Source organism: Ruegeria sp. B32 (assembly GCF_025141855.1).
Lineage (GTDB): Bacteria > Pseudomonadota > Alphaproteobacteria > Rhodobacterales > Rhodobacteraceae > Ruegeria > Ruegeria arenilitoris.
In genome coordinates this window covers 663,838-677,513 of the sequence record NZ_CP081106.1, presented here as the reverse complement: position 1 = coordinate 677,513, position 13,676 = coordinate 663,838, and the positions used below count along the sequence as shown (strand labels likewise).

At 61.8% G+C, this 13,676-nt stretch carries 15 protein-coding genes; 8 read left to right on the top strand and 7 right to left on the bottom strand.

Features of this window, described 5'->3' with window-relative positions; genetic code table 11:
* Positions 1-135: 135 nt before the first annotated feature.
* Entirely contained in the window at positions 136-918 is a 783-nt protein-coding gene (locus tag K3752_RS03565; RefSeq protein WP_170357143.1) for a Hint domain-containing protein, read from the top strand.
* 122 nt (positions 919-1,040) lie between these two features.
* Here K3752_RS03565 and K3752_RS03560 read toward each other — a convergent pair whose 3' ends face one another.
* Positions 1,041-1,541, bottom strand: coding sequence for an Lrp/AsnC family transcriptional regulator (locus tag K3752_RS03560; protein ID WP_260065012.1), 501 nt, complete (start codon positions 1,539-1,541; stop codon positions 1,041-1,043).
* Positions 1,542-1,763: 222 nt separating this feature from the next.
* On the opposite strand from K3752_RS03560, the gene trxB reads away from it, so the two are divergent.
* The 4 genes from trxB (at position 1,764) to K3752_RS03540 (ending at position 7,173) form a co-directional block, all read left to right on the top strand.
* Positions 1,764-2,705: a thioredoxin-disulfide reductase gene (trxB, locus tag K3752_RS03555; RefSeq protein ID WP_260065009.1), complete on the top strand. Its 942-nt coding sequence runs from the start codon at positions 1,764-1,766 to the stop codon at positions 2,703-2,705.
* 110 nt (positions 2,706-2,815) lie between these two features.
* The gene (locus tag K3752_RS03550) at positions 2,816-4,507 is read left to right on the top strand and encodes an adenylate/guanylate cyclase domain-containing protein (protein WP_260065007.1); all 1,692 of its coding nucleotides are present in this window, start codon (positions 2,816-2,818) and stop codon (positions 4,505-4,507) included.
* Between the two features lie 195 nt (positions 4,508-4,702).
* Entirely contained in the window at positions 4,703-6,421 is a 1,719-nt protein-coding gene (locus K3752_RS03545; protein WP_260065005.1) for a bifunctional sulfate adenylyltransferase/adenylylsulfate kinase, read from the top strand.
* 194 nt (positions 6,422-6,615) lie between these two features.
* Positions 6,616-7,173, top strand: a complete 558-nt coding sequence (locus tag K3752_RS03540; protein ID WP_260065003.1) for a hypothetical protein — start codon at positions 6,616-6,618, stop codon at positions 7,171-7,173.
* Between the two features lie 36 nt (positions 7,174-7,209).
* Here K3752_RS03540 and K3752_RS03535 read toward each other — a convergent pair whose 3' ends face one another.
* The 4 genes from K3752_RS03535 to K3752_RS03520 form a co-directional block, all read right to left on the bottom strand.
* Positions 7,210-8,079, bottom strand: a complete 870-nt coding sequence (locus K3752_RS03535) for a glycosyltransferase family 10 (protein WP_260065001.1) — start codon at positions 8,077-8,079, stop codon at positions 7,210-7,212.
* Positions 8,076-8,963: a PhzF family phenazine biosynthesis protein gene (locus K3752_RS03530; RefSeq protein ID WP_170404840.1), complete on the bottom strand. Its 888-nt coding sequence runs from the start codon at positions 8,961-8,963 to the stop codon at positions 8,076-8,078. The genes K3752_RS03535 and K3752_RS03530 overlap by 4 nt, the downstream gene beginning before the upstream one ends.
* Before the next feature lie 107 nt (positions 8,964-9,070).
* The gene (locus K3752_RS03525; protein ID WP_093964659.1) at positions 9,071-9,295 is read right to left on the bottom strand and encodes a DUF1150 family protein; all 225 of its coding nucleotides are present in this window, start codon (positions 9,293-9,295) and stop codon (positions 9,071-9,073) included.
* A 3-nt stretch (positions 9,296-9,298) separates the two neighbouring features.
* Entirely contained in the window at positions 9,299-9,712 is a 414-nt protein-coding gene (locus tag K3752_RS03520; RefSeq protein ID WP_093964658.1) for an Hsp20 family protein, read from the bottom strand.
* 165 nt (positions 9,713-9,877) lie between these two features.
* Here K3752_RS03520 and K3752_RS03515 point away from each other — a divergent pair, with 165 nt between their 5' ends.
* The 3 genes from K3752_RS03515 (at position 9,878) to K3752_RS03505 (ending at position 11,732) form a co-directional block, all read left to right on the top strand.
* Positions 9,878-10,102: a YdcH family protein gene (locus tag K3752_RS03515; protein ID WP_005981552.1), complete on the top strand. Its 225-nt coding sequence runs from the start codon at positions 9,878-9,880 to the stop codon at positions 10,100-10,102.
* Positions 10,103-10,183: 81 nt separating this feature from the next.
* Entirely contained in the window at positions 10,184-10,672 is a 489-nt protein-coding gene (gene purE / locus K3752_RS03510; RefSeq protein WP_170357137.1) for a 5-(carboxyamino)imidazole ribonucleotide mutase, read from the top strand.
* Positions 10,665-11,732, top strand: a complete 1,068-nt coding sequence (locus K3752_RS03505) for a 5-(carboxyamino)imidazole ribonucleotide synthase (protein ID WP_170357136.1) — start codon at positions 10,665-10,667, stop codon at positions 11,730-11,732. The genes purE and K3752_RS03505 overlap by 8 nt, the downstream gene beginning before the upstream one ends.
* On the opposite strand, the gene K3752_RS03500 is transcribed toward K3752_RS03505, so the two are convergent.
* Positions 11,729-12,889, bottom strand: coding sequence for an alpha-D-ribose 1-methylphosphonate 5-triphosphate diphosphatase (locus K3752_RS03500; protein WP_260064996.1), 1,161 nt, complete (start codon positions 12,887-12,889; stop codon positions 11,729-11,731). The genes K3752_RS03505 and K3752_RS03500 overlap by 4 nt on opposite strands.
* On the bottom strand, positions 12,886-13,659 hold the full coding sequence (locus K3752_RS03495; RefSeq protein WP_260064994.1) for an alpha/beta fold hydrolase: 774 nt from the start codon (positions 13,657-13,659) through the stop codon (positions 12,886-12,888). Before K3752_RS03495 ends, K3752_RS03500 begins: the two co-directional genes overlap by 4 nt.
* Between the last annotated feature and the right edge of the window lie 17 nt (positions 13,660-13,676).

The following is a 13,676-nucleotide window of genomic DNA, read 5'->3' as shown; positions in this document are numbered from 1 at the left end:
CATTCGCCATGCGCGGCCATGTCGGTACCCGCATGGAGGTGGCGCACTTTTTTCAAGACAAAGAATCAAGCTGTCAGGCGGGCCTCCACGGGGATGTTTCCCGCCTGTTCGGCGTATTGGAAGGAACGGAATAATATGACTATTCCAAATTCACTGGCACGTGCCGCGCAGAATGCCCTCGACACTTCGGCATTGCTGCGCGAAGCACCGCGTCCAGGCACCAAACAGAAGGCGCAACTGCGTCGATACGAGGTGAGTGCGCTGCTGAAAAACGGGGAAGTTTCGCAGACACGCCACATCGCACCGGCGCTGCCCGTTTTCGAAGACGCGTTCTGCGCCTTTACACGTGGGTCTCTGGTCGAGACGGAACACGGCCCGGTCGCCATCGAGGACTTGATGCCGGGCGACACGGTCCTGACCCAGACCGGCGCATCCGAAAAGGTGTTGTGGAAAGGCTCGGTCACTTTGGTACCTGGCCGCGAAGACTCGCGCGGGCGGACACGCCCTTTGACCCGCATCATGGCAGACACGTTCGGCATGCAAAAACCATTGTCCGGCGTCATTGCCGGCCCCGCAGCCCGCTTGCTGGCGACGCCGGCGCATCTAAGGCATCTCGGAGGTGGCCAGCCGATGTTGACACCCGTTGCCGAATTTCAGGACGGCATGTCCGTGATCGAAACGCAGCCGCCCACTCCGGTCGAGCTGTTCCATATCTGCCTGGAGCGCCACGCGGTCATCAATGTCGATGGGCTGCAGTTCGAAACCTATCATCCCGGCGTGAACGCGGTCCGGATGATGAGCCACTCGCTGCGCTCGATCTACCTGAACCTGTTCGCACATATCCATTCCTTGCACGATTTCGGTCCGCTGCTCATGGCGCGTGCCGGGGAGGGCGAGATCGACGCCATCACGGCGTGACAGCTTTAACCATCACCACTGCATTTTGGGGGGCAACATGCAGATTTTACTGAGTTGGGCCATTTCTCTGGCCATCGTGGCGGTGCTGCCGCCTTGCGCATCGCAAACCAGACGCGCCGGCTTTACGCCGTCCGGTTCATCCGTTCTTCCAATACGTCGAACGGCACGCCGGGTTCGTCTTTTGCACCGCGGATGACAAGCGAAGTCTTGACGCTGGCCACGTTCGGCGTGGTCAGCAACTCACCCGTCAGGAACTGTTGAAAACTGCTGAGGTCGGGGGAGACGCATTTCAGGATGAAGTCAACCTCGCCGTTCAGCATGTGGCATTCCCGGACCAACGGCCAGTCTCGGCAGCGGTCTTCGAACGCCCGCAGCTCCGCCTCGGCCTGGCTTTCAAGTCCAACCATCGCAAAGACCTGAACTTCGAACCCCAGTTCCCGGGCGTTGACCTCGGCGTGGTATCCTCGGATAAAGCCGGCCTCCTCCAGCGTGCGTACGCGCCGCAGGCAGGGTGGGGCCGAGATTCCGACACGTTTGGCGAGCTCGACATTGGTCATTCGCCCGTCTGCCTGCAGTTCTGCAAGGATCTTTCGGTCGATCTCGTCCAGCCGTGTCGTGACCATGCGGTGCTCCTGAAATTTTCGGTTCTTATATCAGCGCAGGTGCCATGCGCAATATTCTTTCGCACCAGCGCAATAATCTTTGTCTGTCGATCAGGCAAGCCGGCACCTTGGAACCACATGACGGACGGGTGAGACGAAGGGGCTTTAAGCTGACCGATGCTGTCGCTATATCGAAACCCGGCGCCCACGACGGCGCTCAGGCAATAATCGAGTGGGGGTTCCATGGCCGAGACACGACACACCAAGGTTCTGATCATCGGATCGGGGCCTGCCGGATACACTGCGGGCGTCTATGCCAGCCGCGCGATGCTGAACCCGATTCTGGTGCAAGGCATCGAACCGGGCGGCCAGCTGACCACCACCACCGAGGTCGAGAACTGGCCGGGTGACACCGAGGTTCAAGGCCCCGACCTGATGGTGCGCATGCAGGATCACGCCAAGGCCATGGGCTGCGAGGTGATCGGTGACATCATCAACGACCTGGACCTGTCCAAACGGCCTTTCACCGCAAAGGGCGACAGCGGCACCGTCTACACTGCGGACTCGGTCATCCTGGCAACCGGCGCACGCGCCAAATGGCTGGGGCTGCCATCGGAGGAGAAATTCAAGGGCTTTGGCGTGTCGGCCTGCGCCACCTGTGACGGGTTCTTCTATCGCGGACAGGAGATCGTGGTGATCGGCGGCGGCAACACCGCCGTGGAAGAAGCGCTGTTCCTGACCAATTTCGCCAGCAAGGTCACGCTGATCCACCGCCGGGACGAACTGCGGGCCGAGAAGATCCTGCAGGACCGCCTGTTCAAGAACGAAAAGATCGAGCCGCTGTGGTTCCACCAGCTGGAGGAAGTGATCGGCACCGATAACCCGCTGGGCGTCGAAGGCGTGCGGGTGAAGAACGTCAAGACGGGCGAAATCACCGAGATCCCCTGCAAGGGCGTGTTCGTCGCCATCGGCCACGCACCTGCCAACGAACTGGTCAAGGACGTGCTGGAAACCCACATGGGCGGCTATGTCAAAACCAAGCCCGGCACCACGCAGACCTCGATCCCCGGCGTGTTCGCGGCCGGCGACCTGACCGACCATGTGTACCGGCAGGCCGTGACCTCGGCCGGAATGGGCTGCATGGCTGCGCTGGATGCCGAACGGTTCCTTGCCGAACAGGAATGACCGCGACGCGCAGCGCCTTCGGCGCTGCGTACCGCCCTCCTCTGGCACCTTGACCCGCACTGCGCGGCAACGCAGACTTGCCCCGAGCGCGGCAGATTTCAGGTGATCTTTTGAACACTCCCCTTTGGCAGGGCAGTTGGGCGACCCGTCTCAGGATCATCAGTGGTCTTGTGCTGTTTGTCTTTGCTTTCTTCCACTTCATCAATATCGGGTTGGGGCTGTTTCACACCGACTACCTGCATGACATGCAGGACTCTCGGAAAACGGTCACGCGCCATTCGATTGGCAGCGCTGTCCTGTATCTTGCCCTGATCGTACATGCGGGTCTGGCATTGGTGTCGATCGCCCAGCGCCGAACCCTGCGAATGCCTTTTCATACGGCCCTGCAGATCGTTCTTGGCCTTCTCATTCCGCTGCAACTGATCTCGCACATCGTCCAGACACGCTATGCGCATCAGGTTTTCGACGTGAATGACGAGATGGGCTACATCATCATTCTGATGTGGCCAAATTCGGCCATCTGGATGCAAAGTCTGCTGATGCTGATCGTCTGGATACACGGGTGCATCGGACTGCATATCTGGCTGCGACTGACTTCGTGGTGGCGCCAAACCGTACCCTATCTGATCGGAGTTGCCGTCTTCATCCCAAGCTTTGCCCTGGCCGGTTTGCTGACCGAAGGGCGGCGCATCTGGATGGATTTTGCGGATCCGGATCTACGCGAACAGTATATTGAGCATTACAACTGGCCCGGCCCCGAAGAGTTCCAGGTTTTGTTCAGCGTCAAGGACAACGCCTTGATGGCCTTCTGGATCGCGCTTGCTGCAGCTCTTGCGTTCCATTTCGGAGGCAAGCTTTGGCGCAGACGACACTCGGTGCGCGTCAGATATGTCGATGGGCCAGAAGTGACCTCAGAGAAAGGCATGACGCTGCTTGAGATGTCACAAGCCAACGGTATTCCGCATACTGCACTGTGCGGCGGCCGGGGGCGCTGCACCACCTGCCGTGTCATCGTCGAGGATGGCGCCGAGTCACTGCCACCGCCCAGCGAGGTCGAAGCCCGCAGCCTGAAAGCCGTGGGGGCCACACAGCGCACGCGCCTGGCCTGCCAGGTCCGCCCTTCCAGCCCCTTGACGGTTTTCCGCGTTTTCCGGCCGGATGGTGGACGCCAGCGGGCGCATGCCAGCCAGGGGCAAGAGCGAAAACTGGCCGTGCTGTTTCTGGACATGCGCGGGTTTACCGCGCGCACAACGGGGCAACTGCCCTATGACATCGTGTTCCTGCTGAACCGGTTCTTTGACGCCATTGTTCCAGCCATTACCGCAGACGGCGGGGTCGTCGACAAATACATGGGCGATGGCCTTTTGGCCGTGTTCGAAACACCCGACACGTCCAGCTCGGCCCGTTCTGCCCTGAAAGCTGCGATCGACATCAGTCATGCGCTTGCGCAGTTCAACCAGCAGCTGTCCCAGGAAAACAGCCCCGCGATCCGCATCGGCATGGGCCTGCACCTGGGCGACCTTGTGTTGGGAGAGATCGGCGCTGCCGGCCACGCCGCGCGGACCATCATCGGTGACGCCGTGAACGTCGCCAGTCGGCTGGAAGGAGAAACCAAGGCGCTCGGGGCCGAGCTGTTGGTCTCGGAAGCCGTGCTGCGCGCGGCCGGGTTTGAGACCGATGGCCTTGACCTGCGTCTGTTCCAGCTGCGGGGCGTAACCGAGCCCGTCCCTGCCCTGCCCGTCGAGCGCGCTCTGGATCTGGACCAACTTCTGACCTCACCAGAACAGATCGTCGCCGGTTGACGATATTGTCCCCATCCGGCGGGATTTTCGTCGCTTTTTCGGTTCCGGCCCGGAAAAACCTTCCATTCCGGGGAAAAACCGCGCATATCCTCCTTTGTTTCATGAATGTATATGGACTTCGACTGACGACCGGGGCACATGGCCCGGAAATGCACCTGAATCACTGACTGACCACACTGCCTCAAGAGTATTGCGATGACGATGTTGAGTAACCTGGCTCCGATCCCAGAACTGTATGTTTCCTATGAATCCGCCCAAAAGCTGAAAGTCGAAGCCGCCGACCTGACCAGCTGGGACCTGACCCCGCGCCAGATCTGTGATCTGGAATTGCTGATGAATGGCGGGTTCAACCCGCTAAAGGGCTTTCTGAGTCAGGAAGACTATGACAGCGTCGTCGAAAACATGCGCTTGGCCGACGGAAGCCTTTGGCCGATGCCGATCACACTGGATGTGAACGAAGATTTCGCCGATCAGATCGAACTGGGTCAGGACATTGCGCTGCGCGACCAGGAAGGCGTGATCCTGGCGACCATGACCGTTACCGACCGCTGGACCCCGGACAAATCGCGTGAGGCCGAGAAGGTGTTCGGTGCCGATGATGATGCGCATCCGGCCGTGAACTACCTGCACAACGTGGCAGGCAAGGTTTATCTGGGCGGCCCCGTGACCGGCATCCAGCCGCCGGTGCATTATGATTTCAAGGCGCGCCGCGACACCCCGAACGAGTTGCGCGCTTATTTCCGCAAGGTCGGTTGGCGCCGCATCGTGGCTTTCCAGACCCGCAACCCGCTGCACCGCGCGCACCAGGAACTGACCTTCCGCGCCGCGCGTGAAGCGCAGGCCAACCTGCTGATCCACCCGGTCGTGGGCATGACCAAGCCCGGTGATGTCGATCACTTCACCCGCGTGCGCTGCTATGAGGCGGTGCTGGACAAGTACCCGGCTTCGACCACCACGATGAGCCTGCTGAACCTGGCGATGCGCATGGCCGGCCCGCGCGAAGCGGTCTGGCACGGCCTGATCCGCAAAAACCACGGCTGCACCCACTTCATCGTCGGCCGCGACCATGCCGGCCCCGGCAAGAACAGCCAGGGTGAGGATTTCTACGGCCCCTATGACGCCCAGGACCTGTTCCGCAAATTCCAGGACGAGATCGGCATCGAGATGGTCGATTTCAAACACATGGTCTATGTGCAGGAACGCGCCCAGTACGAACCCGCGGACGAGATCGAGGACCGCGACAACGTCACGATCCTGAACATCTCGGGCACCGAACTGCGCCGGCGTCTGCGCGAGGGGCTTGAGATCCCCGAGTGGTTCTCGTTCCCCGAGGTGGTCGAGCAACTGCGCCGCCGCTATCCGCCGCGCAGCCAGCAGGGCTTTACCGTCTTCTTCACCGGATTCTCGGGCTCGGGCAAATCGACCATCGCCAACGCTCTGATGGTCAAGCTGATGGAGATGGGCGGCCGTCCCGTCACGTTGCTGGACGGTGACATTGTCCGCAAGAACCTCAGCTCGGAACTGGGCTTCTCGAAGGAACACAGGGACCTGAACATCCGCCGCATCGGCTATGTGGCCTCCGAGATCACCAAGAACGGCGGAATCGCCATCTGTGCCCCGATCGCGCCCTACGCCACCACCCGCCGCGCCGTGCGCGAGGAGATCGAGCAATTCGGCGCGTTCTGCGAAGTTCACGTGGCCACCAGCATCGAGGAATGCGAACGCCGCGACCGCAAAGGCCTGTACAAGCTCGCGCGTGAAGGCAGGATCAAAGAGTTCACTGGTATTTCGGACCCTTACGATGTGCCGGAAAACCCGGAACTGCGCGTCGAGACCGAGAATGTGGACGTGGACAACTGCGCCCATCAGGTTCTGCTGAAGCTGGAAAGCATGGGATTGATCGCCGGATCCTGAGCCACAGCCAACTGCTATCAACACTGACCCCCGGAGACATCTCCGGGGGTCTTTCATTTCCTGAACACTGCTTTGAACACCCCCCTTCCATCCGCGCAGATTTGCGGTAGTTCGACGTTTCCTCCAGAAAATGCTACTATTTCGCATATTTTGCGCAGACATAATTTGTCTGCATCCTTTGGGAGGGTGAACATATGGCAACTCAAAAAAGCACCGAAGATGGCGGAGCCATGTTTGCGGGAGACAACCGCGCAGCGGTAATTGCCGACTACAAGATCGCCCAGTTTTCCCGGTTGCAACTTCCGGCGTTGATGGCTTCGCCGGCTGTGGCAGGGTGCCTGACACCATTTATCCCCATAGACTGGCTGCTGGACCTTCTGAAGTCGATCCGCACCTACGCGGATTGGGTGAAGGAGTGCGACAAGATCAAAGCCAAGATTCAAAAGGCGCTGGATACACTGCAGCCGCCGCCCCAGGATCACCCTTTGGGGCTTGTCGTGCCACCGGTTCCGCCGACGCCCGGCACGACCCGTCTTCGCCAGATCCTTGAGGTCATCGATGCGGCCAAGATCGCTGCCGGCAACATGGAGCCAGACTCGGCGCGCGACAGTCTCAAAGAGGCCAAGGACATGATGCACCACGACTCGGTCAAAGCCGAGTTCCGCCGGCTGAACGACGTGGATGGCTGGTATGACATTCTGGAGGAATTGCAGGACGCGATCGATTACCTGGAACGTGTCTCGCGGCGCTGACCCACTCCGGCAAGCCAAAGTGCGCGGGTTGCACAGTCAGCCTGCTGAAAGCTGATCCCGCAGGGCCTCGGCAGCTCTCAGTTCGAACTCTCCAAAGATGGCGGCCTGCGGTTGCATCGCCCGCAGATACGGCAGGCGTTTTTCATAGTCTTCCCCCGACAGCATTTGCACGGCCTGCTGGATGTCCGCCTCGGTTTCGCACAGGATCATCCCCTCGGTATCGAGGAAGTCGCCGATATTGGGGCACCCCCAATAGATCGGGACTGTCGAACACAGAACGGCGTCGATCAGCTTCTCCGAGAAGTAGTTCCTCTCGCGCACGTTTTCGATGACGACCGAATAACGATAAGGTGCCAACCCGTCTGACTTGTTCTCGAACGGCTGATAGCCGCGGCCCATGATGTCGATGTCAGCGCCTGTGTCGCGGGCCCAATCGATCAGCCTGTGCCTCAGCTGGTGCCCCTCCAGATCGCGCTTTGCCGACGCGATCAGCGAACATGACCGCGTCTTGACGACGCTCAGATCCTGCCACTCGGGAACTTGGGTCACGCCGTAGGGCAGGAAAACCGCGTTGGGCAAGCTGTTCAGCAATACGTCGTGAAAGGTGAACACCCGGAAAAAACGCCGCCAGGTCCAGCGCAGCATCCGATCGTGCTTGCCATGTATGGCCGATGGCTCGCCCATCATCAGCGATATCCGAGCCCGCGTGCCGCGTCGCAGGCGCAGGTGTACAGTGGAATTGGGATACATGATCAGGTGGTCGGTGGGCGCGAGGTCACCAACGGTCTTTCCTGAAAGGCGCTCGGGGCAGCCCAGCGGCCAATTCAGATCTGCCAGCGGAACCGAGGCGAGTTTTGGCCCCAAGCGGTGCCCATAGGGCAGGATCGCGATGGCAGGTTCGGTCATTGCAGGCTGTCCGGCAGGTCGGTCTGGCCGCGCATCAGGACAAACCCGCACCCGGCAACCTTGATGCCCGTCATCGCATCCGTTGGCCCGACCCGCGTTACGGTCGCCTGGCCGGGGCGGCCCATATCGTGGCCCTGTTCGGCGACAAAGCTGTCTTTCGGCATCAGCCCGTATTTCCACAGGTAAGCCGCCATTGCGCCGGTGGCGGAGCCGGTGAACGGATCTTCGGGCGGGCTGGGCGGTGCCAGCAACAGACGCGAGAACGTATCCCCTTGAGCCGTGGCCCCTTGCAGGGTCACCAGAAAGGGTTCAGCCATGTCGGACCCGGCATATCCGGCAGTTTCCGCCACCCGTTGCAGCGCATCCACATTCAGTTGTGCCGCGCGCAAGGCTGCGTGATCCCGCAGAACTGTAATGCAGAACGGAAGCCCGGTCGAAACCATCTGCGGCGGCGAAATGATCGCACTTGCAGGTAGGCCGATCGCAGCCGCAACAAGGTCTTCCGGCACCCGCGTACCGAATTCTGGCGCGATCTGGGTCATCTCGATCTGGTCGCCATGCAGCTGGATCGACACGATCCCTGCTCCGGTTTCCAGCGTCAGTGCGTCACCAGATATCATTCCACGGGAGCGCATGGCTGCCACCGTCGCAATGGTCGGGTGTCCGGCAAAGGGAATTTCGCGGCTGGCCAGGAAATACCGTACGCGAATATCCGCCGCATCCGATGGGCCGGTAAACGTGCATTCGACCAAAGACGTCTCGCGGACAAATGCCGTGCAGACCGTTTCCGGCAAATGCGCGCCACCATGCACGACTGCACAACCATTTCCGCCGAATGCCGTGTCGCTGAAGGCATCCACCCAATCGAAATCGAACCAGCTCATGCGCCCTCTCGTGCCTGCAGTCAGAAAGTGCCGGGAATGCAAACCCGCGGGTGGCATGTTTGACGCCTCGCGCGCCGCTTGTCACGCTGAATCGGTCTGTGGCCGTGTCAGTGCACAGCCACCGGAGACAGGTCATGCTGCCGCGCCAGTACGAAGGCCAGCTTTCGATCGGCGACAAGCGCCAGTTGCTGCCCATCTGAATCGTGAACGGCATAAAGATGATCCAGATCACCCACCTGTGTGCGCACCTCGTGCGGCAGGTTGGCCACGTTCACGGCCTTCACATAGACGATCCGATTGCCTTCGGTGTTGATTTCATACGGTGTATTCATGGCTTACCCCTTCCTTATGTTGATCGTCTGCACAACGGTTTCGGGCACGGCGCGGGTCAGGTCGATATGCAGAAGGCCATTTTCCATGATGGCCTCGCCGACCTCGACACCGTCGGCCAGCACGAACATGCGCTGGAACTGACGGGCCGCGATGCCGCGGTGCAGGAACACGCGCCCCTCGCTGTCGTCGCGCTGACGGCCCCGGATCACCAGTTGCCGATCTTCGATGGTGATCGACAGGTCATCCTCGGCAAACCCGGCCACGGCCAAGGTAATGCGGTAGGAATGATCCGACGTCTGTTCGATGTTGTAGGGCGGATACCCTTCGTTTCCGGCCTTTGCAGACCGTTCCAGAAGGCGTTCCAGCTGCTCGAACCCCAGAAGATGCGGGTATGAGCCAAGAGTAAGTTTTGACACGTTTTCTCGTCCTTCTTTGTCAAAGCGACGTGATGCGCGGCCCCGTAACGGCAGCTGCGCACAAGACAATATGGGATGAAACGTGTGTCTTCACAAGGTCTAGGCGGATTCACTTGAACGCACTATCTTGTGTAACACGCACCACCAGCCACACATGAGTCGCCCATGAACGCGCCCACCGACATTTCGATGAAAACCGACGAGGTTCTGCGCGTCGAACTGGAGGTGTTCCGCCAACAACACCGCGACCTGGACGAGGCGATCAAGGCGCTCGAGGCGACCGGCACTGCCGATCAGCTGACGGTGAAGCGGCTCAAGAAACAGAAGCTGCGCCTGAAGGATATCATCCGGCTGATCGAGGATCGCCTGACCCCTGACATCATCGCCTGATCCGGCGCGGTCAACCGCATTGCCACGCAAGCGGATTTCACTATAGTGCGCGCTTCCTAAAGCAGGCGGGGAACAGGGCGGATGAGCGAGATCAAGGTCGGAATCATCATGGGTAGCCAGTCGGACTGGCCCACCATGAAAGGCGCTGCAGAGATACTGGACGAACTGGGCGTGGCCTACGAGACCAAGATCGTCTCGGCCCACCGCACGCCGGATCGTTTGTGGGAGTACGGCAAGACCGCCGTGCAGCGCGGGCTGCAGGTGATCATCGCCGGCGCTGGCGGTGCCGCACATCTGCCGGGGATGATGGCGTCCAAGACGCGGGTACCGGTGATTGGCGTTCCGGTGCAGACGCGCGCGCTGTCCGGTGTCGACTCGCTCTATTCCATCGTGCAAATGCCCAAGGGTTTCCCGGTTGCGACCATGGCCATCGGTTCGGCCGGCGGCGCCAATGCCGGCCTGATGGCCGCCGGTATTCTGGCCCTGCAGGACGCAGACCTGGCCGGTCGGCTGGACGCCTGGCGCGCCGCGCTGTCCGACTCGATCCCCGAGGAGCCGCGCGATGAATGACCCTTTGCAGCCCGGCGCGGTGATCGGAATTCTGGGTGGCGGCCAGCTGGGGCGGATGCTGTCGATGGCCGCGGCGCGGCTGGGCTTCGTGACCCATATCTTCGAGCCGGGCGCCAACCCGCCGGCGGGCCAGGTGGCGCATCGCGTGACCACCGCACCTTATGAAGATGCCGAGGCGCTTGCCGCGTTTGCGCAATCGGTCGATGTCATCACCTACGAGTTCGAGAACATCCCGACCGAGGCGCTGGACATTCTGGAATCGCACCGTCCCATCCGCCCCGGACGCGAGGCGCTGCGGGTCAGTCAGGACCGGCTGACCGAAAAGACATTCCTGCAAGGCCTGGGCCTGAACACCGCACCCTTTGCCGATGTGACCGACCTGGACAGCCTGCAGGCCGCCATCGAACGGATCGGCACGCCGGCGATCCTCAAGACCCGCCGCTTCGGCTATGACGGCAAGGGGCAGGCGCGGCTGAAGTCGCCCGAGGACGCCCGGTCCGCACTGGCCGACATGCAGGGCGCGCCCGCGATCCTGGAAGGCTTCGTCAATTTCAGCCACGAGGTGTCGATCATTGCCGCCCGCGGGCTGGACGGCCAGGTGGCCTGCTTCGACCCCGGCGAAAACGTGCACCGCGACGGCATCCTGCACACGACCACGGTGCCCGCGCGCCTGTCCCCTGCCCTGCGGACCGACGCGGTGCTGCTGGCTGCGAATATCCTGAACGCGCTGGACTATGTCGGCGTCATGGGGGTCGAACTGTTCGTGACGCCGCAGGGCCTGATCGTGAACGAGATCGCGCCGCGCGTTCACAACTCGGGCCACTGGACGCAAAACGGCTGTGCGGTCGATCAGTTCGAACAGCATATCCGCGCCGTGGCCGGCTGGCCTCTGGGCGACGGGCAGCGTCACGCGGATGTTGTGATGGAGAACCTGATCGGCGACGACATGGACCGCGTGCCCGAGCTTGCGCAACAGCGCGACGTGGCCCTGCACCTGTATGGCAAGGCCGAGGTCAAGCCGGGCCGCAAAATGGGCCATTTCAACCGGATCAAACGCTAGCGCGCCGCGGCGACGAACCGCCCGGCGACATCCCCCGACAGGAAACTGACCCGGCCGCCGGCGATGGTGGCCGCCACGCGCTGCGTTTCCGCATCCAGAACGACCAGATCGGCGCGTTTGCCGGGTTTCAGCGACCCGCGGTCCCCGAGGCCAAGCACCCGCGCGGGCCCCGACGACACCAGCGCCCACGCGCCCGCCAGATCCATCAGCCCCGATTTCATCAACATCAGCGCCGCCCTGCGCGGGCTGGGATAGTGGTAATCCGACGCCAGCGCATCGCACAGCCCCATGGCGATCAGGTCCAGCGCGCTGACATTGCCCTTGTGCGATCCGCCCCGCACCACGTTGGGCGAACCCAGAATGACGTGATCGCCAGCGGCCTTGGCCGCCTCGGCCGCCTCGAGCGTTTCGGGAAATTCGGCGATACGCACGCCGCGCGCGCGCCAGTGGGAACGGCCTCCTGCGGTCGCGTCGTCATGGCTGCCCAGACGCACGCCTTGCCGGGCCAGCGCCGCGCACAGCGCATCAAGCGCGGCGGGAACCTCGGAGGTGCGGGCGTGCATGTCCTGCAGCATCTTCAGATGCACCTCGGGGCTGCGACCAGCCTTGAGCGCCTGCCCGGTCAAACGCGGCGGGGTGCGTCCCTGTGCCAGACGGTCATGGGGCAGATGATCGTTGAACACGACATAGGGCACCTGCCAGTCGGCGATGCGCCCCGGCAGGTCGGCATAATCGTCCAGCAGGTGGGTTTCGAACCGCAACTGCGGGATCAGGTCGGTGACCACGCTGCCCTTCACCGCCGCGATCGCGCGGAACACGTCGGCGGCGAACTTGGGGCCGCGTACGCCGCCCTCCCAGCTGTAGAACTGTGCCAGCACGGCGGTGGTGATGCCATTGGCCGCCAGCTCGGCCTCGGCAGCGCGGATGCCCTGGTCCATCTGCTTCATGGCCCCCCGGCGCGGGGCGATGTGACGCTCGAACCCGTCGCCGTGCAGGTCGACGATGCCCGGCAGGACCAGATAGCCGCTCAGATCAACGACCGGCGTACCGCCGCCTTCTTGGATCAGGCCACCCGCGATCGAGAGGTCGTCACCGACAAGTCCGCGATCAAGGTGCAGAACCTGCGCCCCGGAAAAGGTCAGTTCCAATGCGGTCATCGCGTGGGTTCCGAGGCGGGTTCAGCGCAGTCCTCTCCGATGCAGATCTCATCGATGATGTCCATCACACCGTCCAGCCAGGTTATGTTGGGATCGAATTCGCCGAACTCGATGAAGTGCAAAGCCTGCGCCATGACCTGCGGGTTGTTCATCATGAACGTATGAGTCACCGGCAGCACGATGTGGTCGGCCATGCCCTGGACTTTGGTTTCTTCGACAGCGACTTTGCCGTCATCCGGCCCATCGACCAGCGACGAAAACACCGGATTCAGCGAGTTCTCGCCTGCAATCACCCCCAGTTCGAAGTCGACCGGCGGCAGGCGACGCGGAATGCCTTCGGGACCCGTACCCAGCTGTAGGCCTGCGGGGCCGTTCAACAGTCCAAACACTTCCCAATCGCCCAGTTCATCGACCAATTGGCTGCCTTGGTTGGGCGGACCAAGCATGACGACGCGGCCCAGATTTTGCGGATGGTGATCCTGCAGCCAGTAGCGCAACAGGATACCCCCCATCGAATGCGCGACAACGTTGACGGTGTCATCTCCGCACGCCGCAAACGCCTCGGGTATGGTCCGGTCGGCCAGTTCCGGAATCGGAAGATCCGTCGAGCGATAACCCGGCCGCACAACGGTGTACCCGTGCACCTTGAACAACTGCTCCATGACCGAAAACGATGCTTCGGTCCGGGCAAGCCCATGCAGCAGGACAACGCATTTTGCCTGCGCGGCGATCGGCATCAGGAAAAGCAATATGAAAAACAGGATCCGCATGGCTGCCAGATAATCGC